General features: G+C 44.9%; 20 protein-coding genes. 16 read left to right on the top strand and 4 right to left on the bottom strand.

The window, feature by feature from the left end; genetic code table 11:
- Nucleotides 1-61: 61 nt before the first annotated feature.
- The 4 genes from MHB71_RS10795 to MHB71_RS10780 all read left to right on the top strand — a co-directional run bounded on the left by MHB71_RS10795 (nucleotide 62) and on the right by MHB71_RS10780 (nucleotide 4450).
- On the top strand, nucleotides 62-1219 hold the full coding sequence (locus MHB71_RS10795; RefSeq protein WP_340029558.1) for a type III polyketide synthase: 1158 nt from the start codon (nucleotides 62-64) through the stop codon (nucleotides 1217-1219).
- A complete protein-coding gene (locus MHB71_RS10790) occupies nucleotides 1206-1925 on the top strand; it encodes an SAM-dependent methyltransferase (protein ID WP_340029557.1) in 720 nt (239 codons plus the stop codon). The genes MHB71_RS10795 and MHB71_RS10790 overlap by 14 nt, the downstream gene beginning before the upstream one ends.
- 6 nt (nucleotides 1926-1931) lie before the next feature.
- Nucleotides 1932-3080: an FAD-dependent oxidoreductase gene (locus tag MHB71_RS10785; RefSeq protein WP_036670822.1), complete on the top strand. Its 1149-nt coding sequence runs from the start codon at nucleotides 1932-1934 to the stop codon at nucleotides 3078-3080.
- A gap of 179 nt (nucleotides 3081-3259) precedes the next feature.
- Nucleotides 3260-4450, top strand: coding sequence for a PLP-dependent aminotransferase family protein (locus MHB71_RS10780; RefSeq protein WP_076249400.1), 1191 nt, complete (start codon nucleotides 3260-3262; stop codon nucleotides 4448-4450).
- A 68-nt stretch (nucleotides 4451-4518) separates the two neighbouring features.
- Here the strand turns inward: MHB71_RS10780 and MHB71_RS10775 are convergent, their stop codons facing one another.
- On the bottom strand, nucleotides 4519-4944 hold the full coding sequence (locus MHB71_RS10775; RefSeq protein ID WP_340029556.1) for a MaoC family dehydratase: 426 nt from the start codon (nucleotides 4942-4944) through the stop codon (nucleotides 4519-4521).
- Nucleotides 4945-5105: 161 nt separating this feature from the next.
- On the opposite strand from MHB71_RS10775, the gene MHB71_RS10770 reads away from it, so the two are divergent.
- From MHB71_RS10770 to MHB71_RS10735, 8 genes are all read left to right on the top strand, one after another.
- Entirely contained in the window at nucleotides 5106-6104 is a 999-nt protein-coding gene (locus tag MHB71_RS10770; protein ID WP_321163448.1) for a LacI family DNA-binding transcriptional regulator, read from the top strand.
- A gap of 116 nt (nucleotides 6105-6220) precedes the next feature.
- Nucleotides 6221-7105: an AraC family transcriptional regulator gene (locus tag MHB71_RS10765; protein ID WP_340029555.1), complete on the top strand. Its 885-nt coding sequence runs from the start codon at nucleotides 6221-6223 to the stop codon at nucleotides 7103-7105.
- Between the two features lie 85 nt (nucleotides 7106-7190).
- Nucleotides 7191-8456 carry an extracellular solute-binding protein gene (locus MHB71_RS10760; protein ID WP_340029554.1) on the top strand — a complete coding sequence of 422 codons (1266 nt, stop codon included), beginning with the start codon at nucleotides 7191-7193 and terminating at the stop codon, nucleotides 8454-8456.
- A gap of 46 nt (nucleotides 8457-8502) precedes the next feature.
- Nucleotides 8503-9393, top strand: coding sequence for a sugar ABC transporter permease (locus MHB71_RS10755; protein ID WP_036608160.1), 891 nt, complete (start codon nucleotides 8503-8505; stop codon nucleotides 9391-9393).
- 14 nt (nucleotides 9394-9407) lie between these two features.
- Nucleotides 9408-10289, top strand: a complete 882-nt coding sequence (locus MHB71_RS10750) for a carbohydrate ABC transporter permease (RefSeq protein ID WP_340029553.1) — start codon at nucleotides 9408-9410, stop codon at nucleotides 10287-10289.
- 200 nt (nucleotides 10290-10489) lie between these two features.
- Entirely contained in the window at nucleotides 10490-11899 is a 1410-nt protein-coding gene (locus MHB71_RS10745) for a spore germination protein (RefSeq protein WP_340029552.1), read from the top strand.
- A gap of 40 nt (nucleotides 11900-11939) precedes the next feature.
- Complete coding sequence (locus MHB71_RS10740) at nucleotides 11940-13055, top strand: endospore germination permease (protein WP_340029551.1); 1116 nt, start codon at nucleotides 11940-11942, stop codon at nucleotides 13053-13055.
- 18 nt (nucleotides 13056-13073) lie between these two features.
- Nucleotides 13074-14249 (top strand): Ger(x)C family spore germination protein, encoded by a 1176-nt coding sequence (locus MHB71_RS10735; RefSeq protein WP_340029550.1) that lies wholly within the window; start codon nucleotides 13074-13076, stop codon nucleotides 14247-14249.
- A 355-nt stretch (nucleotides 14250-14604) separates the two neighbouring features.
- Here MHB71_RS10735 and MHB71_RS10730 read toward each other — a convergent pair whose 3' ends face one another.
- The gene (locus tag MHB71_RS10730; RefSeq protein WP_036670829.1) at nucleotides 14605-15879 is read right to left on the bottom strand and encodes a stalk domain-containing protein; all 1275 of its coding nucleotides are present in this window, start codon (nucleotides 15877-15879) and stop codon (nucleotides 14605-14607) included.
- A 266-nt stretch (nucleotides 15880-16145) separates the two neighbouring features.
- Between MHB71_RS10730 and MHB71_RS10725 the strand changes: the two genes are divergently transcribed.
- Nucleotides 16146-16568 carry a hypothetical protein gene (locus MHB71_RS10725; protein ID WP_017688591.1) on the top strand — a complete coding sequence of 141 codons (423 nt, stop codon included), beginning with the start codon at nucleotides 16146-16148 and terminating at the stop codon, nucleotides 16566-16568.
- Nucleotides 16569-16665: 97 nt separating this feature from the next.
- Here the strand turns inward: MHB71_RS10725 and MHB71_RS10720 are convergent, their stop codons facing one another.
- Nucleotides 16666-17091, bottom strand: coding sequence for a hypothetical protein (locus MHB71_RS10720; RefSeq protein ID WP_036670830.1), 426 nt, complete (start codon nucleotides 17089-17091; stop codon nucleotides 16666-16668).
- A 45-nt stretch (nucleotides 17092-17136) separates the two neighbouring features.
- Nucleotides 17137-18369: a GAF domain-containing protein gene (locus MHB71_RS10715; RefSeq protein WP_036670831.1), complete on the bottom strand. Its 1233-nt coding sequence runs from the start codon at nucleotides 18367-18369 to the stop codon at nucleotides 17137-17139.
- A 163-nt stretch (nucleotides 18370-18532) separates the two neighbouring features.
- Between MHB71_RS10715 and MHB71_RS10710 the strand changes: the two genes are divergently transcribed.
- From MHB71_RS10710 to MHB71_RS10700, 3 genes are all read left to right on the top strand, one after another.
- The gene (locus MHB71_RS10710; protein WP_036670832.1) at nucleotides 18533-18841 is read left to right on the top strand and encodes a hypothetical protein; all 309 of its coding nucleotides are present in this window, start codon (nucleotides 18533-18535) and stop codon (nucleotides 18839-18841) included.
- Between the two features lie 185 nt (nucleotides 18842-19026).
- Nucleotides 19027-19599 (top strand): alpha/beta fold hydrolase, encoded by a 573-nt coding sequence (locus tag MHB71_RS10705; protein WP_051449755.1) that lies wholly within the window; start codon nucleotides 19027-19029, stop codon nucleotides 19597-19599.
- A gap of 192 nt (nucleotides 19600-19791) precedes the next feature.
- A complete protein-coding gene (locus tag MHB71_RS10700; RefSeq protein ID WP_340029549.1) occupies nucleotides 19792-20790 on the top strand; it encodes a helix-turn-helix domain-containing protein in 999 nt (332 codons plus the stop codon).
- Nucleotides 20791-20883 lie beyond the last annotated feature (93 nt).

Here is a 20883-nt window from a genome sequence, read left to right as displayed (position 1 = left end):
ATCGTTAAGGGTAAGAGTTGTTAAATTAGAGGAAATAATGACCAATACCAGGAGGTTTATTATGAACCAATATAACAGTCCATCCGATATCGCGATTCTTGGCATGGGAACGGCTCTACCTGCTCACCCCGTAGCACAGTCAGATATTGCAGAACTAATCGCTTCTTCTCTTCAGGATCGGCCAGATTTGGCCCGTTTTGCCAGACGAATATTCAAGTCCTGTGGTGTTGAAACACGATATACCGTGGAACCGAGCTATCTGGGTTCACTCGAAGAATGCCGTTATCTGCCCTCTGGTGAGCGATCAGACATCCCGACAACCGAAGAACGAATGAATACATACAAGCGAGAGGCGCTTCCGCTCGGGGTTGAGGCTGCAGAGAAAGCCCTGGAGGATTCAGGCGTATCTCCAAAGAGCATCACACATATCATCACGGTCAGCTGCACAGGTCAATATCTGCCGGGTCTTGATGTTATGCTCATCCGTCATTTGGGTTTGTCTGCCCGAGTTAATCGACTGCCGCTAATCTTTCAGGGTTGTGCCGCAGGGCTGAAAGCCATTCAGATGGCACGAGATGTGGTGCAGGGAGCTCCCGGATCACAGGTCCTTGTGGTCTGTGTAGAGTTGTGCACCATTCATTTTCAGCCCGTACAAGATCGGGAAGCGCTGTTTGCAGCTTCATTCTTCGGAGACGCTGCTTCTTCTTGTGTAGTGGGCACACCAGAATCTCAGCACAAGAATTATTTGAGTCTGGGAACGGGTTATTCTGTGCTTCTTCCGGATTCGACTGAAGATATGACCTGGGAGGTGGGGAATCTGGGGTATGACCTGTATCTATCCCCTCGTATTCCGAAGCTGTTAGGTGTTCATCTGGAAGAGGAACTGCGTCTCTTATTGCAAAGTGAACAGCTTCCTGAACTATGGGCCATTCATCCGGGAGGACGCGGGATTGTGGACTCTGTGCAGAATGTAATGAAGTTGCGAGACGAGCAAACGAAGTATAGCAGGGATGTCCTCAGAACGTATGGTAACTTATCTTCCAATACCATTCTGTTTGTACTGAACGCGATGCGTGAGGACATGAAGGCACAGGGTCAATCCTCCACAGATGGTGTAGCCATGGCATTTGGACCGGGACTCACCGCAGAGTTGATGAAATTCACTTATGTCCCCTCATTATCTTCAGTGATGGAGGAGCACGATCATGTCCTTTTTTAGAACATTGTCCATTCGAGCCAAGGAAGATGAACTGATGGATGACTTCTCTCTGGGAGGGGAGGAGCTACGTGAAGCGCTTAGACATCTGAGACGTCTTAACAAAATATTTGCAGCACCTGGCCCAACTCTGGCTGGTGTAGAGAAGTTGTGGAACTCAGTCGGTAAGCCGAATAAGCTGACCCTGCTGGATGTGGGGGCAGGTTCAGGAGATGTGAACCAGAAACTACTGCAATGGGCAGATCGTCAGGGTGTTCAGCTTGAAATTACGCTGGTTGATCTGACGGAAGAAGCGTGTGAGGAAGCGAGACAACTATTCCGTGACGAATCCCGAGTCCGGGTACAACGTGCCGATCTTACACAACTGCCGGATGCTTCCGCAGATATTGTGACAGGCTCCCAGTTTGTACATCATTTTGACGGAGATCAGCTGGTCGATATGGTTTCTCATATGCTAAGAGCATCCAGATACGGTGTCGTTATTAATGATATTCACCGTCATCCCGTATCCTATAAGGCGGTCTGGATTACTACACGGATGATCTCGCGCAATCGTTATATTCGTCATGATGGGCCTCTTTCCGTAGCCAAAGGTTTTACAGGGAGGGATTGGAAGGAACTTAAACAACGTCTCAATCATGATACGATGACCTATGAATGGAAGCCATTATTCCGATACTCTGTTGTTATTCCCACGAAAGGCAGGTGATCTTACGTGTCGAAATCGATAGATGTGATTGTCATCGGAGCCGGAATTGCCGGCAGTACATGTGCAATGCAACTGGCAGGGAAAGGACATCGGACCCTTTTGCTGGATCGCCAGGAGTTCCCGCGGCACAAAACCTGCGGTGAGTTCATGTCACCCGAAACCAAGGAGATGTTAGAAGTTCTGGACATTCACCTTCTGGACCAGTCGAAGAAACCCAGCACCATGGATCATGCCAAAATCGTTATGCCACAAGGCGGAGTGATCGAAGCACCGCTGCCGGGATTCGCATATGGTATAAGTCGATATGAGCTGGACCAGATTTTGCATCAGAAGGCGCTGGAGGCCGGAGCCCAGATTGTGACCAAAGCGACCATAACGAGCATCGAGCAGCTTGAGGATGCCAGTTATGAGGTTCAGGTGAAACAGGGAGATGAGCGGATCAGCTACAGAGCCAAAGCCGTTATCGGGGCACATGGGACCAAAAAGCCGCGCGGGATGGCTTCCGCACCTGATCTGCGGGACCAAACCGTATACGTTGGTGTTAAGTCCCACTTCAGCGGGATAGAGATTCCCGCAAGGGTAGAGTTATATTTTTGCGAGGGTGGTTACGTGGGCATTTCCCCGATTGAGGATGGCATTGTAAATGTCGCCGCATTGTTAACACTGGATACCGTCCAGGGAAGTGGCAAGTCTGTAAACGATATTTTACAGGCGGCATCCCTGACAAACGTGAGTTTGGCAGCCCGTTTAGCTGAAGGAAAACCTGTAGATGGAACGCAAGTGTCGATTGCGCCGCTGCATCTGTCCAACGTTCCTGAACCGTGGTCTCAATATCCGCATATTGGGGATGCCATGCTGATGATACCACCCTTATGTGGAGACGGAATGTCCATTGCCCTTCGCTCCTCACTCCTGTGTGCAAGGTGGACTGACAAGTACCTGCAAGGCGATATTGAACATGCCGATTGGCAGAGTAATTACACGCTGGAAGCAAGCCGTGAATTCACCCAATTGCTCAGACGCGCAAGAAGAATTCAAAAGCTGGCTTTTGCCAAAACCAATAAATTCTATCCTGGTCTGGCCCGCATGATCCCCGGTCTAGCCGCTTATGTTGTGAAGGCCACACGGCTATCCGAGATGAACGCAGCGCGCTAATAGGCTGAAAGTTTACTCAATACTTATGCGAAAGAGGTTGCTGACGGCGGCCTCTTTTTTGGCGTACAAACATTAATTTTGTGGAGACAGTTTGGAAATTCGGGAAATGCTCGTATAATAGAATCTAATGTAATGATAGAGAGTTAATTCAGATGAAATGTCGGGAGGCACTATTTAAGATGAACTATTCATTTTCCAATCGTATCGCAGCACTGCAACCATCCATTATTCGTGAGATTCTGAAGGCTTCTTCGGGGCAAAATGTAATTCCATTCTCCGCGGGAAATCCTGCTCCGGAAACCTTTCCTATTGAAGCGATTCGCACATTCACTCAATCCATTCTGGAGCATGACCCGGTCACAGCTCTGCAATATGGGATTACGGAAGGATATGTTCCCCTCAGGGAAGCATTGACTCAACATTTGAAGACAGGTTTTGATACCGGTAAACCATCCGATCAATTGTTCATTGTATCTGGAGCGCAGCAGGGGATTGAACTGGCCTGTAAAGTGTTCTGTAATGAAGGGGACACGATCATCTGTGAGAGTCCGAGCTTTATCGGTTCCCTGAACTCCTTCCGGGCATCCGGTGCAAAGCTTGCCGGTGTTCCGATGGAGATGGACGGTATGGATATCGAGAAGCTGGAACAGGCGCTGCAAACGGAGCCTAATGTGAAAATGATCTACGTGATCCCAAGTTTCCAGAATCCTACCGGTGTAACAACGAGTCTTGCAAAACGTAAGGCCATATACGAGCTGGCTAAGAAGTATGGCGTTATGATTTTGGAAGATAACCCGTACGGAGAACTTCGATTCAATGGAGACGATGTGCCAACCATCAAGTCTATGGATGATGAGGGTCTGGTTATCTATGTTGGATCATTCTCCAAAATTCTATCGGCGGGACTGCGCGTTGGTTTTGTACAAGCGCCCCATGAAGTCGTGGAGAAGATGGTTGTTGCCAAACAGGGAGAAGACGTACATACGGCCATGCTTCCACAGATCCTGGCGTACAAGTTCATGACAGAGTATGATTACGTGGGGCACATTAACAGTATTCGTGAGGTCTATCGGAGAAAAGCAACATTGATGATGGACAAGCTGCAAGAGCATATGGGTGAGTCCATTACCTATACCCAACCGGATGGTGGACTGTTCCTCTGGTGTGATCTGCCAGCACATGTGCCAATGCTTGATTATGCCAAGACAGCGGCAGCTCAAGGGGTTGCGGTTGTACCGGGAAATGCATTCCTGGTGAACGAGCAAGACCCATGTAATGCCATCAGACTTAATTTCTCAACCCCGTCAGACGAACAGATTGTCAAGGGTGTAGAGATTTTGGGGCAGGTATTGAAAGGGTATAACGCTTAAAAATGCTTCAATGTGATATATTTACGAAAAGCCGCCGATTGGCGGCTTTTTTGGGCTTTTTCTCGTCCTTAATTATCAATTAAAGCACTTAATTCTGCCTGAAATACCTTTTGATTCTTCTGATTGAAAGTACTTAGCAGCACGGTAACAATCCCATTTCCTTTTCGTCTGGGAGTCAGTCCAATGACTTCTGCAATGACATGAAGTTCATCATCCGGAAAGACCGGTTTCAGGAATTGAATGTTATTCATTCCGGTGCCCGCCACGACATGCTCTCCATAGACCCCAACCTCAATCCATAATTTAAAGGAGATATTCATCGTTTGCATGCCAGAAGCAATTAAACTGCCAAATCGGCCTTGCTTGGCCTTTTCCTCATCCAAATGCATGTACTGTGGATCATAGCTTGTGGCAAACTCAATAATATCACTCTTGGATAATGCCAAGGATGTGGTTTCGTAGCGCTGACCTATTACATATTCACTAAATCTCATGAAGGCACCTCGGTTTCTTAAATATGTTTTTTCGTAGTTAATGTTTTGCTAAGAGACATGACTGGACTGACGTGTTAAAATGCTAGTGAACTATCCCGTGTGCATTGCTGTGTTACTGCCATAATGAACTAAACAGATGAAACTGTCTTTGAGGAGTATATATGATGACAACGATTAAAGATGTAGCCAAGATGGCTGGTGTAGCCAGTTCCACCGTATCTTGCGTACTCAACGATAAAGGGAATGTAAGTGAGCCGACAAGACTTCGAGTGCTTGAGGCAGCGAGTCAACTCAATTATGTTAGGCATGGTCCTGCATCGGAATTAAAACGAAATAGTACACAAACCATTGGTATTATTGTCCATGACATGTCCAGCCCGTATTTCTCGGATTTGGTGAACGGAATAGAAACCGTCGTTATGAGTCATGGATACGATATGATCGTATGTAGTTCGTTGGGTGGAGAGAAGTCGACAGCCCATCGTTACATTCGTGAACGAAGAATTGATGGAGCTATTGTTATTGCTCAGAATATTCAAGATCAGTTGCTGATTGAAGCATCTGAAGCAGGGTTTCCGATTGTTGTCATGGATCGGGATCTGGATGCTCAACATATTGTAAAGGTTTTGATGAGTGATACGCAAGGCGGATACTTGGCTACCCGTTATCTGATCGATAAAGGGCATCGGACAATAGCTTATATTAGTGGCCCGTCACAATCGGAATGTAATCTCCATCGTTATCAAGGTTATTTGAAAGCTTTGAAGGAGGCAGGCATCGAAGAGAACCCCGAATGGAAAATTGGCGGACAATACATGAAGCAAGATGGGTACGATGCAGCCAAGAAACTGCTTGAAGGAGAGTTGCCATCCGCTGTATTTTTTGCAAATGATGAAATGGCCATCGGCGGCTTGGAAGCCTTCAGGGAGCATGATATCTCAATACCTGAGCAGTTATCCGTAATTGGCTTTGACAATATACCTGCATCTCAGTACATGAATCCACCTCTAACCACATTTCGTCAGCCGAAGAGGGATGCAGGCCAGCTTGCAGGTCATGTTCTCTTCCAACTGCTGAACGGAGAGATTGTAGAGACGTTATATACACTGGACATCCAATGCGTGGAACGTGATTCTGTTCGGCTCCTCAACTTGAGTTGAGGAGTTTTTTGCATTCGATAGAATTTTAAATACTTAAAAAGAAAGGAGAGTAGCCATTAATGCATAATATAAAGATGAGGAGTGTTTTGCATTGGAAATAAATGGAGGTTGATACGATGGGCGTACCCACTTTTTTGGAGACAGGCCATATGCAAGAAGGTTTTCCCATTCGGGTAATTCATACAGGAAATCAGTTCAATTATGCTGCGCACTGGCATGATGAGGTTGAACTGGTTCTCGTTAATGGTAAGAGCGCCAGAATTGGCGTGAACGACCACGTGTGTGAGTTGGAAAAAGGGGATGTGCTGCTGATCAAACCAGGGGATGTGCACTGCTTTTTGCCGGGGACCGAACATTTGACCATTATCTTGTTCCGACTCGAATTGTTAACCGGGAGTTTCACGACCGAAGCCGAAATTCAGGATCTCGGACAACTTTTCAACAAAACAACTGTTATTCCCTCGAATACGGGAAGTCAGAGCAATCTGACTCAATATATAGATGTCATCATTACCGAGAAGAAAAATCAGAAGCCGGGATACCGATGGTTAATGGTGTCCAGATTGTATGATCTCATCATACTTTTATTACGTACCAAAGTACCGGTTACTACCGATGAATCTTCATCTTCAGGATGGGCATGTACTTCTTCCAAAAAATTTGAATTCCTTGAATCGGTCTGTGAATACCTGGAGGAGCACTATGCTGAGCCCATTAAGCTGGAACAGGTGGCGGAACATATTAAATTCAGCAAGTTCCATGTCTGCAAGCTGTTCAAAGAGATCAAGGGAGTAACACTGATGGAATACTTGAATCATTTTCGAATTATCAAGTCCGAGTGGGCCTTATTGTTCCGTCAGGATACGATTCTGGAGATTGCAATCGGACATGGATTTAACAATGTTAACTCCTATAATCGTCTTTTCAAAAAATATAATGACTGCACACCCTCCGAATTTCGTAAGAAACATCGTACGAATATCACAAAATATGGAGGGTAATGCACAATATTTGTGGAGAAAGCCCTCTCCAAAATCAATATACTCTAATAAATTGTAAGCGTTTCCTTTTTGAAGGAGGGGGCCTATGAAGAAGTGGTTTAAGCCAACTATTGTATTGGTATGTGCAGCGATGTTGTTAGCTGGTTGTCAGTTCAGTCCATCGAGTCAAACCAAGCAACAGGAGATTACCGTGTGGAGTTTTACGGATGAAGCAGGGTACGCCATCGAGAAATTCGAACAGAAATATCCTGACATCAAAGTGAACTTTGTCAACATCCCCGGTAATTTCTATATCACCAAGCTGAAATCTGCGCTACAGACAACCTCGAAGGCTCCAGATGTATTTATGATTGAAAATGCGAATATTCGAGAGCTGATTGACGTTCCATATCTGGAGAATTTATCAGCTTCGCCGTATAACGCCAATGAACTTATCCAGGAACAATATGCTTTTGTTCAGGCCAATGAACAGGACAGTGAGGGAAATGTCAGAGCGATAGGTTATCAGGGAACACCAGGGGGCATCTACTATCGTCGGGATCTGGCGAAGAAATATCTGGGCACCGATGATCCTGAGAAGGTGGGTTCACAGATCGATACATGGGAGAAGATCTTCGAGATTGGAGAGAAGGTACAGCAACTTAGCGGGAATAAAGTACATGCATTGGCGAATTGGAATGCTATATCGAATTCATATGATGGTATACCTTGGGTGAAGGACGGCAAACTTGTCATCGATCCAACGTACTTGGAAGTGCTTGATCTTGTACGTGAAGCACGTGAGCGGAATGTACTTGCCGAGTATGAAGATGGAAGTGCCGGTTACGCTGCATCCATGCAAAAAGGAGAGGTCATGTTTTATCCCGGGGCAACCTGGGGTTTGCAATATACGTTCAAGGCAAACGCTCCGGATACCGAAGGCATGTGGGGTTTAGCCCAGGGACCGTCAGCCTTTAGTTCAGGTGGAACCTATATCGCGATGTACAGTAAAAGTGAGAAAAAGGATTTGGCCTGGAAGTTTATTGAGTTTTATAATTTTGACCACGATTTTCTATCCGAGTTAGCGAAAGAACAGGATTATTTCACCAGCAACATGGTTGTGAATGATGAACTTGCCCCGTCTCTCTCATCATCTTATTTGGGAGGACAAAAGCATTTCGAGTTTTTCTCGGAGGCTGCAAAACGGGTACCTGTATACGAACGCACCAAATATGATGCCACGATTAACAATGATATCTACAAGATTGTACTCCAGTTATATCTCAATAAGGACATACAGACCAAGGAAGAAGTCGTAAAGCGAATCAAACGTGATGTTACCTTGAGATTTCCGGAGCTGGAAGTGGATTAGTAAGCAATTGAATATACACATCCGATGATAACTGGGGGGATAGAACATGTTTGCCAAAACGATTCGCAAGGACCATTACGGCTACTATTTCATTGCTCCGTTTTTTATTATTTTCACCACTTTTGGGCTGTATCCCATTTTATATTCCCTCTACATCAGTTTCACCAACTTTGATGGGATCACGACACCTGATTTTGTAGGGATCGGTAACTACGTTGCCGTATTACAAGATCCGTTGTTCTACAAAACCTTGTTTAATACGTTATTCATCTGGGGCGTATCTGTAGTTCCACAGCTCACAATCTCACTTGTGTTGGCTTTTATCTTGAATGATAAGCTGCTCAAAGGACGGGACTTTTTCAGAGCCGTATACTTTTTTCCCAACATCGTTACGGCGGCATCACTTGGATTGCTTGTCAGCTTGATTTTTGACTGGCAGTCTGGCGGACTGAACCATTTTTTGGTGCAGACCGGCATAATACAAGATCCAATTAACTGGAAAAATGATCCCTGGTTTATGCGTCTGATTGTATCATCCATTTTGTTTTTTCAATACTTTGGCTATTCGATGGTCATCTACCTAGCCGGTCTTCAGGGCATTGACCCTTCTCTGCTGGAGGCTGCCCAGATGGATGGTGCGAAAAAGAAACATATTTTCATCCATATTATCGTGCCGATGCTCCGTCCAATTATTCTGTTTCAGATGATTACATCCATTATTGGTGGCATCCAGATTTTCGATCAGCCATTTACACTAACCAACGGCAATGGCGGTCCTGACCGAGCAGCCATGACGAGCATTATGTATCTCTATAATGTAGCATTTCAGAGCACACGATTTGGTTACGGCGCTGCCATCGCATTTTGCCTGTTCATCATTATCATATTGTTGTCTGTTGCATCCTTCATCATGACCAAGCGGAAGAGCCGTTCATAGGGAGGGGAGTTCTTATGCAAACTGCAAAATCAGTTGAACAACCAAATGCGGCGATTCAGCAATATGCCAATACAAGGGGCCTGACGGCAGGCAAAATCATCATCTATCTGTTGCTGACAGGTCTTGCCGTGCTCTGCATTATTCCATTTTATCTGATGCTTATCTATTCCACACATAACAATGCAACGATTGCTTCAACGTTCACATTTCTTCCCGGATCATTCTTGATTGAAAACTATCTGAACATGGTATCCAAAATCAACATATGGCGTGGGTTTGCCAACAGCATATTTATTGCCGGAACATCGACCGTATTATCTCTGTATATTGGGGCCTTAACTGCGTATGGATTTGCCAAATTTAAATTCAAAGGACGAAACGGGTTGTTCCTGTTTCTGTTAGCAACCATGATGGTACCGGGTCAACTGGCTCTGATTGGCGTATATCGACTATTCAGCATGATGGGACTTCTGGATAGTTATGCCGCAATTATTTTGCCTGCTGCGGCTAATGCATTTAATGTATTTTTTATCAAACAGTTCATGGAGAGCAGCATCCCGGATGAGATTATTGAATCTGCGCGGGTGGACAGTGCCGGTGAGTTCAGGACGTTCAATCAGATTGTACTGCCTATTCTGGGGCCGGCAATCGCCGCCCTTGGCATATTCACGTTTATCGGATCATGGAATAATTTCCTAACACCGCTCGTGCTATTTTTCTCCCTGGATAAATATCCGCTTCCGGTATTGGTTGCGCTAGTGCAGGGGTACTATGGGATGGATTATGGGCTCTTGTATTTGGGTGTAGCGATCTCAATCCTGCCTATTATCATTGTATTCTCTATATTTTCCAAACAGATTATTGGGAGTGTTGCTTTAGGTGCTGTGAAAGGATAGCGATCAATAGAAAATAGGGAATTGCAAAGAGCAAGATCAACGAATTCATAGGAATGCAATAGCGTTTTATATCATCAGAGTCGCTCATGAGGGCGGCTTTTTTGGCATTCTATATTTTGCGTATATATCCCATCTGATAAGTAAAGGATACCTTTAACTGAGAATATCTGGACGGAGCGTTTACGGAAAGGGGAGGCGTCATGGACACATCAGCGATAACACAACAGGACCTGCCATTAACCGGAAATCTTGCTATTGATCAAGAAATGTTACGCTCCGTTTTTGCGGGTTGCTCGGACGTTGTATTTCATACATTCCAAACGGCGTGTCTTACTTCAGCATTATGCGTATATTGTGTTGGTGTATGCGATACGGAACGGCTGGAACGACAGGTACTAACGCCCCTTCAGGAAATGGGGATCGAAGCTGCGCAAGTTCCCCTAGCTTCTGTTAAGCAAGTTGAAACGACTACTCAAGCAGTACAGGCCATATTTGAAGGAGAAGCTCTGTTACTGCTGGACGGTTCAATAGGAGGAACTACATACCCTCTATACCTAGCTGCAAATCGTTCAACGGAGGAACCGTTAGCTGAATCGACCGTGCGCGGTGCACGGGATGGGTTCACAGAATCGTTGACCATGAATATTTCATTACTGCGCAAACGTCTCAAGACACCTGCATTGAAACTTCATACACGTAATATGGGAGATCGTACAAACACCAGTATTTCACTTGTATACATGGAGGGGATTATTGACCCCAAACTTGTTAAGGAAGTGCAGACACGACTTGCCGATTTAAAGCTCCAAGACGTACTGGAGAGTCAGTACATTGAAGAAGGGATTATCGATGAGCGATATTCACCATTTCCACAGATGATTGCGACGGAGCGCCCGGATGTCGTTGTTTCCAACTTGCTGGAAGGTCGGTTTGCTATTCTCGTTGACGGAACGCCTTTTACCCTTATCGCGCCAGTAACCATTTTTTCCATGTTACAATCCCCCGAAGATTATTATCAAAATGTGTTCATGAGTGTTTTTGTACGCTGGCTACGATACATTTTTTTTGTTTTATCCATGCTGCTTCCATCGGCTTATGTAGCGATTACGACGTTTCATCAGGAGATGATTCCTACCGTATTACTTCTCAGTATTGCTCGGGCGAGAGAAGAGATCCCTTTTCCTGCCCTGGTGGAAGCACTCATTATGGAAATTGCTTTTGAAGCATTGCGTGAGGCTGGCGTCCGATTGCCCAAGCAGGTCGGATCAGCGGTCAGTATTGTGGGGGCCTTAATTATTGGGCAAGCGGCGACGAGTGCCGGAATTGTCTCAGCCCCCATGATTATCATTGTAGCGATTACCGGTATCGCTTCTTTCATGATCCCTCGCTATGCTGCAAGCATCGCGACCCGTCTACTACGTTTTCCCATGATGTTTCTTGCAGGAACGTTGGGACTCACGGGTGTCATGCTGGGAGTCATCTTGGTTGTCATTCATCTAAGCAGTCTTCGTTCATTTGGAACACCTTATCTTTCACCGGTAGCACCTACGATGGCTAAGGAACTTAAGGATGTATGGTGGCGTCCATCTCCAAGGAACAAACCACACTAGAACAATCTACATTCGAGCAAACAAGGGAGCGGGATTACATATGTTGACGGACAAAGGAAAAATTTCGGTGACTCAATTGGCATTTATGGTCTTTCCCGCCATTCTCGCAACGGCTATCCTGTCTGTGCCTGGAATTACAATGCACTATGCAGGACATGACATGTGGATGACCCCAATTATAGGTTCTATCGTTGGATTGGCTGCCATTGGTATTTCCGTTGGACTTGATCGTTTGTACCCTGGAAAAACGCTCATTCAATCCAGTGTATTGATTATTGGTCGGATTCCAGGCAAGTTATTCGGTCTGATATATATCGCTTTTTTGCCCCACCTGACGGGCTTGATTATTCGAGAATACGGTGAATTCATTGTCAATAATGCACTTCCGCGTACACCTTTGTTTGTTGTGATGGGGACGATGGTTGTTGTATGTGCGATTAATGTCAGACTTGGGATTGAAGTTGTCGGACGAACCGCTCAGGTGTTTGTTACCCTGTTGATCGTGCTGCTGGCATTGATCTTTATATTGTTGATTGGTGAACTGAATCCTGCCGAGCTGTTTCCTTTCATGGAGAATGGGCCCATTCCTATTATTACCGGGGCCGCTGCACCTGCTGCATGGTTTAGTGAATATATCGTGTTGGCTTTTCTGCTACCTTATGTGAATGAAAAAAAACGAATAACCCGGGTCATGCTGGGTTCCCTTGTATTTACGACAACTGCAATGACAGTTACCAATCTGTTTTGCCTGTTTTTAATTGGTGATTTGACGGATACATTTGTATTTCCGGTCATGATCGCAGCAAGATACATAACCATTGCGGACTTTCTGCAGCATATCGAATCCCTTATTATTGCCATCTGGATTTTCGGTATTTTCGTTAAAATTTCCGTTTTTCTATATATCTTTGCTACATCAACCGCGGAATGGTTCGGTTTGCGGGACTACAAACCTGTGGTTGGTCCACTTTCGTTCCTGTGCATGGTATTTGCTTATTGGGTTGTGTCCGGCGGGTCCGGTATTGCCAGTCTGGTTAGCGCTTCAGCCAACTTGTATACGATCAGCATTTTATTAATCCTTCCGGCTATGATCTACGGTGTCGCATGGCTGAAGAAAGGGTGGGCACATTTTCGGAAGAATCGAGCGAACACCTGATTGATGGGGGAGGAGCACTTGCGAATATATAGAGTACTACTAATGCCAATATTGTGTTGTGTGCTTTTAAGTGGATGCTGGGATCGCATCGAGATTAACGATTTGGCTATCGTGCTGGCTACAGGGATAGATTATGAAGATGGTGAAGTACATTTGACTTCACAGATTTTCATTCCGCGGAAGGCGAGTGCAGGAGATAGTAGTGGGAGTGGAGGCAGTCCAAGCGGGGTAACAATGATTCGAACAGCGGAAGGACGTACAATTGCAGAGGCATTGAATCGGTTACAACGTAAAGTTCCCCGGAATATGTTCTGGGGCCACTGCGAAGTCATAATCATCAGTGAGCAAGCAGGCAAACGCGGTATCCGCGAGTATATCGATTTCTTCCTGCGTTACCCTCAGTTCAGGGAGCATGCATATGTCTTTTCCAGCGAAAAGGCTGCGAAAGATATCCTTGCGTTACTTGATCCACTGGAGCGAAGTTCTGCTGAATCGCTACGTGAGATGGCCAATCTGAAGTTAGGTACACGTGTTACTGCGCTTGAACTGGCTAAATCTATTGAAGGTCCGAGCAGTTCAGCCATTTTGTCTCGCATGTTAATCTTACCCCCGGAGCCCGATCAGGATAAACTGACGACTACGCCATATGTGAAAGGTCTGAGTATGTATAAGAAGGATCGTTATGTCAAGACGGTCAAAGAACCACTAAGCGTAGGTGTATTACTACTTGCAAAAGAACTGAACAGCATTATCATGCCCGTTGAGTTTGAGCCGTTAAAGGGTTCTTTTTCGATAAGACTCATTGAAAATAAAACCTCCTTGAAGCCGCGAATTGTAAACCAACAGTGGAGTATGAAGGTCGACATCCAAACCAGGGGAGAAGTGGTGTTAAATACGACGGATGCCAATCTGACGGATCCCGCTGTATTAACTAAACTGGAAAAGGAATGGTCGGCTAAACTCACATCTTTGGCTCATGATGCTTTAGACATGTCCCAGAAAGAGCTGCGCTCCGATTTCTTCAAATTCGCAGTTGAATTCCGCAGATATTACCCGCATCAATGGAAAGCGCAGGAGAAGAACTGGGAAACCATCTATCCTGATATGGACGTGGAAGTCAACGTAGATGCACATGTAGTACGTACCGGAAAATCAACAGGACCACAGGGGATACCTAATGAGGACGAAAGTTGAACAGAATCGGCTCCTGTACAAGCCTGGAAGAGAGGTGATTGCATGAAACTAGGCTCAATCCTTGGAATATTGATGCTGGGGACTGCGATAGTGTATGGAGAGTGGAAGAGCAGTAAAGAGAAGCGAGCCAGAATAGTGAGCGCGGGATTTACTACTGTGGCGGCAGTAATTGGGATCATTCTTCTCTTTCAGCCCCGTTTGCCTGGTCCTACCCAGTTTGTGAAGCTTATATTTGGAAGTGTGGATAAATTTATAAAATAAGATGATGGGAACAAGAAGGACCAAGTCTCTGCGTACCAGAGGCTTGGTCCTTTTTTTATTTAAGTGAGTAGTGAGTTGCATCCAGTCAGAATGTTTACTCTTTAATCACAGAAGCGTTCACGGCATCTTCCATTTTCGTATTGTAAGAACGGAACAGACCCAGACGCCAGAACGCGGCTCCTTTGAGGTCATAACGTTTGGCGAGACCCAGCTTATCATCAACAGAGGAGGGCGTTTCACTGCTTAGACTGATACCAAGCAGAAGCTTGCTCTTTGGTACACCAGCCTGTATGGCTAATTGAATCGCTTGATCCACAAGACTATTTGGCTCAGGTACCTGAGATTTGGTGCCAACCGGATTATACTGATAGGCCATAATAATAAGATCATCTGCAATAGAGGCAAGTGTTTTGTAATCATAACCTTTATAAGCACTATTTAGCGGTGGTACCGCCAGAGATAAAGCTGTGTCCTGGGGCAAGGAACTCTTTAGTTGTTTCACGTAAGCATTGAGCAGCTTCTGTTGTTCTACTACATCCAGTTTAAAGCCCAGTCCTTCAAAATCCAGAACAACTCCGTCAAAACCATGCTCTGTGACAGCAGCAGTTATACCTTCAATCGATTTCTGCCGCAGGCTCTTGTCGCTCAGAACTTTGGTCAGTTCTCCGTTTCCATCCAAGGCATACACCATGAGCTGTGGTTGGATCTGTTGATCTGCTGCATCAGCAACGATGGACTGCGGTGTAATATCACCCGCAGCAGCAGGGAGGCGGTACTCTTCTCCTTGGAGCGTAAACTGACCTTCACGATCAATGCGGCTCCAGCCAAAGGCTACGGAATTCATGGAAGAAATAAGGTCCTTTTCTTGAAAGGATTGCAATGCATAGAAGGCTCTCAGGTGCATCTCGCGTTGTGGGGAGACAAGGGAGACCGTCTTGGTTGCTTGATTCCAGCTTACTTGTACACCGAATTGGTTACTGAACGAACTTAGTGGAATAAGTACGCGGCCCTCCCGCTGAACGGGTGCAGCTGCGAGTGTAACTTTTTTTCCATTTACGGTCGCTGTGGTGCTGCCAACTTGTAATAGTACCTCGGTAGTTTGTCCTTTCACAGTGTTTGTCGCTTTTACAGTCTGTGATTTGCTGTTCCAGGTAATATCGATACCTAGGGCTTCACCGACTGTCCGAAACGGAACATAAGTGACACCTTTATCAATACGTGGAGCTGCATCAAATTTCAGGGGAACATCATCCAAGTGCACTGAAATGGCCGGGGCAGCATAGGCTCCACCGATATTGGGGGTACTTCCAAGAATAGAGAGAGCAATTACAGTAACCGCGGCGATTTTCCCTACACGTTTAATAAGCATCGTTTGTGTCCTCCAACTCCGTACATAATAGTAGAATCGTATTTTGAACAGAATCTAGTAATCTAACATATGTAGCATAACAAAATTTTCATATCGTTCCAATATAAGAGTCCGGAATTTAGTCGTATATATCATATCGCTGTTTAATAGATTCTTCCGACCATAGTGAAATTAAATGATAGCTTTGGTGAGTTGTTGGCTAGAAGTCCAAACACAATAGTACGCTACGAATATACTATCCTATCCCAACATTAGGAGGTAGATTGATGAGCACATTTCTGGATGCAAGAACATCACAAAATGCCAGTTTGGCCAACTCAATAGCTATTCCAATATTATTCCTGAACACCCCACAGCTCTTTGGTCAAATTGGTCTGCAAACTGCCGGAGCAGGAGCCAATCCCAGAGTTCAATTTAAAGGGACGGTTTCTGTACAATTACCTTTAGCTCTTGTGGGCATAACGATTACCGTTGTAAGAGGTACCTTGTCAACGGACCCGGTTATATATTCCGCAACGTCCACATTTGGTTTAAGCGTATTGGCACCACAAGTAATTACATTCTCTGGAAATGATTTTAATCCACCGATTTTACCACAATTAACTTACACTGCTTTTGTAAGCTCCAACTTGCTGGGAACAATCCGTGTTGGTCCCGAGAATTTTGATGGATTTGTGGTCTCTGATTAATAGCTCTCTCTAAAAAAAGTTATGTTAATCGTAAAAACAACCCCATACCACTAATCTACGGGAAACCGATTAGAGGTACGGGGTTGTACATGTTTGTTCAATCTGAAACGACAAATCCGTCGAAACTCTCGGGTCCCACCCGAGTAGTACCGAGCAGGTTTGTACTGATAAATGCGGTATAGGTTAATTGAGGCATAAGTGGTGGGTTATAGTCAGTGGAAGTGAAGACAATCACTTCAGGGTTAAGCAGACCATTCAGACCATATGTGTGGTTTCCCGAGTATACAATTGGATCGGTTGCGATTGTTCCTCTTACCACAGTAATCCTCACTATAAAAAGTGCACGCGGCAATTGCACCGTGATGGTTCCTTTTAATGAAACTCTTAGATTGGTTCCGGCTCCAGCGGTGATGAGACCAATCTGGCCGAATAATTGTGGCGTAAAAATCACTGGAATCGGTATGGAGATTGAATTAAACAACGCAGCATTTTGCGATGATCTTGCATCCAGAAATTGTGTCAATGTATATACCTCCTATCTTTTCAGATAGAATAATATATTCATCATTCAGATTTTCGCATGGACGGAGGGTGCAGCGCTGGAAATATTAAAGACAAACCGACTGCCCATAGGACTGGACTCTTTGAGCCATACAATGCCACCCATTAATTCGGCGAGTTGTTTACAGATGGACAGGCCCAGCCCTGCACCGACATACTTTCCTGAATTACCATGAATCTGGGAATAGGATTTGAACAACAGATCCTGACGATCCTGTGGGATGCCGATGCCCGTATCCTTTATTTCGTAGGATGCATGGAGAGTACCTTTTGTATCAGCAGATACCTCAGTAGAGATGCATACTTCACCTGTCTCCGTAAATTTTAGCGCATTCCCAACGAGATTGATTAAAATCTGACGAACTTTGTGCTGATCGCCCATAAGCATCAGATGATCATTAATATTATATTCTGCGTACAACCTAATTCCTTTTTTCTGTGCTTCAGAAGAGAATAATTGTAATACATGTTCAACTGTGTCAGAGACACTATAGGGCTTGATCTCCAGAGAGATCGCACCAGCTTCTGCTTTGGAGTAGTCCAGAATCTGATCCATCATCGACAGAAGGCTGGCGCCACTTGACTCAATGACATTAACATATAACGATTGATCCTCACTCAGCCTGGTCGATTGCAACAGATTGGCCATTGCAAGAACACCATTCATTGGCGTCCGGATTTCATGGCTGAGAACGGCCAGCAAATTTTTCTTTTCTTCAAGCACTTTTGCAGCGGTCTCTTCCGCCTGTTTTAATTGTTGCAGAGTTGTTTCCATCTCAAGAAGACTCGTGAAAAAGGAAGACAAGGAGAGAAGCAGATCCACGTCCTTTTGTTGATAGGAATAGAAATCCTGATCAAATGAGCAAAGGGAGCCGTAGATTTCTCCGTTCTCATTATGTATAGGCACACCAACAAATGAACACCCACCTACGAATTCGGTTGCGTCCATATGTCTGGTTAATGGATGTGTTAGATTATTATTGATTACTAACGGGCCTTGGGAATGTTCAGTCACAAGTGCACAGTATGACTCGGCGTTATCAACGACCAGCCCCTCACCCAGAATAAGTTTTTCACGATTATATACGTTCAGAACCTTGGTGGATAGATGATCCAACTGGGCAATACAAAACGTGTTTGCAGGAATTAACCTGCTTGCCGTGTCCATGACATTAGCAGCCGAATCATATAATTTATGTGAGACAAGGGATAGTACATCAATGAATTCTGTTTTTAACATATTGATTTGACTCCTCCTGATTGTAGAAATTCGTTGTGCACTGTATTCAGTATATATGAATTTGAAGAATCGATCATGTATGGTTTTGACAGTGGAAGACGGAAATGAGAAAATATAATGCTGTGCAACATGTATATATTAATAAAGTTTTGGAGGCAAATCAATGAATCAGCGTTTTCGAATTACCCGATCCATGCAGGAAAGCAATGCGGAACAATCCATCTCGCTGGAAGAGTGCAAACTCTACTTCGAATCCCAACCCGATTTTACCTATTCAGCGGTTCTTAACATTGTAGGAGCTGAGAGCACCATGACCATCGAGGGGGACTTTTTTATGTGGGACCTTGAGGGTGCACAGATTGCTTTTCGTTTGTACATGGGGGATCTGTATGTAGCTATTTCTAACGAAGCTATTGTACCCAAAATGATTGAGATTGCAACAGATCTACGTGCAGATATCGTTGAAGGATAAGAAGTAGAGAACTAGAGTTTAATAAAATGTAATGATGTTATTTGTAGTATACTTTAGACATCCCTGTAAAAATGAGACTAAAGATTCATTTATATTCCATATGTTAGATTGTAATATATGGAATATAAAACATTTTACAGGAGGGTAATGAAGTGAAAAAGACCAAATTAATACTTGTTGTATTCATGAGTATGATCCTTGCCTTATCAATAACTGGAATAGGATCGAGTTCAAAGGCTTCTGCAGCTACGGCACGTACACCCATTGTATTGGTACATGGATTGACCGGTTCAGATAGCAATTTTACAGCAATTGAGAGTTATTTACGTAGTCAAGGGTGGACAAGAGACGAATTATTCGCGATTGACCTTCCTAGCAAACAAGGAAACCAGCTGTTGAACTCCGCAGCAATTAGTCGATTCGTAGATGATGTTCTACGCCAAACGGGTCATACAAAAGTCAATATTATAGCTCATAGCATGGGTGGAGCTAATAGTCTCTATTACATACTTAACCGTGGAGGCGCTTCGAAAGTGGATAAGTTGATTACCCTTGGCGGGGCTAATCGATTGACCACAACGACAGCTCCGAGTGGAATAAAGGTGACCTCGATCTATTCCACCAGTGACACGATTGTGTCCCCGGTACTTTCCCGGTTGAACGGGGCGAACAACGTTTCGGTTTCCCTCGTATCCCATATCGGTCTGCTGTTTAACTCGCGGGTGAATGCCCTGATCAAAACTGCGTTGAATGAGTAGCTGAACATACAAAATGTGCATTCTTTCATAATATACTGAATGATTGACTTGAACACGACTGGCCATTTATGGGCAGTCGTGTTTTCGTATTACCCGGAAATGGCTCGCTAAGGTAAGTTTCAAAAATAGGTACATCCATTCTATAATTAGAAATCAGAATAAAAATGGAACAAGTTAAAGGAGTCTGTATACATGCAACCTCAACCGAATGATCGGATTAAAGTTCATCCAGGCTTTTGGGCTGGATTACATCAATTAGGGATTGGTACTGACGACATCGCTCGCACAGCACAACTATCTCTTGAGACAATAAATAAACCTCTAGTGACCCAATCTCAATACTTCGCAATCTGGCAGGCCTACTCTGATCTCAATGGGGACACCGCCGAGGGCATCATCAAACTTGCAACCGGATATGAAATATCGAAGTATCCTCCGCCTGTACTGGCAATGTACCATGCTCGTGATTATCGAGATGCGTTGAATCGCATGGAGCGTTACAAGCAAATGTGTCCTCCCGAGAGTTTGCAGATTACCGAAGCAGGGGAGGAATGTATCATTGAACTAGGATGGTTACATAAGGAGCAACCAGGTCCGCCATTACTGGTCGGTATTACGCTGGCATTTCTGATCGAACTTGGACGGAGGGGCACAGGACAGCCTTTGATTGCAAAACGGGCTGAGTTCTCCCAACCGATGGGTGACGTAGCCACCCTTGAGGCTTACTTCGGCTGCCGAGTTGATACGAATTCTAACCATAATCGGCTGACGCTGGAACGGAAAGATCTGAGCCTTCCATTTCTATCGTATAACGAGGAGTTACTGGAGATTCTGACCCCGGCTCTGGATCGGTCGCTGGACGAACAAGATAGCAATCGTTCCATTACTGAAGTGGTCAAATGGATTATGAAACGCAGCCTCACAGGAAAGCGCCCTGACATCCAGACGGTCGCCAAAGAGCTTCGCATGAGTGATCGTACCTTGCAGCGGCGACTGACGGAGGAGAACACAAACTTCAAGCAATTATTAACCGAGGCCAGACGTGAGCAGGCCCGAGCGTACCTTGCAGATCCTTCGCTCGATATCAAAGAAGTGGCATTTCTGGTTGGATATGAAGACCAGAATTCGTTCTATCGTGCTTTCAAGACCTGGGAAGGGGATACACCTTCAAATTGGCGTGTAAGGCAATAACTCTGGCGCAAAGTGCTAGTTACTAGGCCCTTCAGACTGCGTAATATTATACCTATCCGGTGCATGAAGCTATTGGCAATGTCCAGAAGCAGC

The sequence above is a fragment of the Paenibacillus sp. FSL H7-0940 genome (assembly GCF_037979415.1).
Lineage (GTDB): Bacteria > Bacillota > Bacilli > Paenibacillales > Paenibacillaceae > Paenibacillus > Paenibacillus amylolyticus.
This window is presented reverse-complemented; position numbering and strand designations above follow the sequence as displayed.

What these genes read in the sequence shown, in the direction of transcription:
- MHB71_RS10795 (WP_340029558.1), top strand. Translation starts at nt 62, where the DNA reads ATGAACCAATATAACAGTCCATCCGATATCGCGATTCTTGGCATGGGA.
- MHB71_RS10790 (WP_340029557.1), top strand. Translation starts at nt 1,206, where the DNA reads ATGTCCTTTTTTAGAACATTGTCCATTCGAGCCAAGGAAGATGAACTG.
- MHB71_RS10780 (WP_076249400.1), top strand. Translation starts at nt 3,260, where the DNA reads ATGAACTATTCATTTTCCAATCGTATCGCAGCACTGCAACCATCCATT.
- MHB71_RS10775 (WP_340029556.1), bottom strand. Translation starts at nt 4,944, where the DNA reads ATGAGATTTAGTGAATATGTAATAGGTCAGCGCTACGAAACCACATCC.
- MHB71_RS10770 (WP_321163448.1), top strand. Translation starts at nt 5,106, where the DNA reads ATGATGACAACGATTAAAGATGTAGCCAAGATGGCTGGTGTAGCCAGT.
- MHB71_RS10765 (WP_340029555.1), top strand. Translation starts at nt 6,221, where the DNA reads ATGGGCGTACCCACTTTTTTGGAGACAGGCCATATGCAAGAAGGTTTT.
- MHB71_RS10760 (WP_340029554.1), top strand. Translation starts at nt 7,191, where the DNA reads ATGAAGAAGTGGTTTAAGCCAACTATTGTATTGGTATGTGCAGCGATG.
- MHB71_RS10755 (WP_036608160.1), top strand. Translation starts at nt 8,503, where the DNA reads ATGTTTGCCAAAACGATTCGCAAGGACCATTACGGCTACTATTTCATT.
- MHB71_RS10750 (WP_340029553.1), top strand. Translation starts at nt 9,408, where the DNA reads ATGCAAACTGCAAAATCAGTTGAACAACCAAATGCGGCGATTCAGCAA.
- MHB71_RS10745 (WP_340029552.1), top strand. Translation starts at nt 10,490, where the DNA reads ATGGACACATCAGCGATAACACAACAGGACCTGCCATTAACCGGAAAT.
- MHB71_RS10740 (WP_340029551.1), top strand. Translation starts at nt 11,940, where the DNA reads ATGTTGACGGACAAAGGAAAAATTTCGGTGACTCAATTGGCATTTATG.
- MHB71_RS10730 (WP_036670829.1), bottom strand. Translation starts at nt 15,879, where the DNA reads ATGCTTATTAAACGTGTAGGGAAAATCGCCGCGGTTACTGTAATTGCT.
- MHB71_RS10725 (WP_017688591.1), top strand. Translation starts at nt 16,146, where the DNA reads ATGAGCACATTTCTGGATGCAAGAACATCACAAAATGCCAGTTTGGCC.
- MHB71_RS10715 (WP_036670831.1), bottom strand. Translation starts at nt 18,369, where the DNA reads ATGTTAAAAACAGAATTCATTGATGTACTATCCCTTGTCTCACATAAA.
- MHB71_RS10710 (WP_036670832.1), top strand. Translation starts at nt 18,533, where the DNA reads ATGAATCAGCGTTTTCGAATTACCCGATCCATGCAGGAAAGCAATGCG.
- MHB71_RS10705 (WP_051449755.1), top strand. Translation starts at nt 19,027, where the DNA reads ATGAGTATGATCCTTGCCTTATCAATAACTGGAATAGGATCGAGTTCA.
- MHB71_RS10700 (WP_340029549.1), top strand. Translation starts at nt 19,792, where the DNA reads ATGCAACCTCAACCGAATGATCGGATTAAAGTTCATCCAGGCTTTTGG.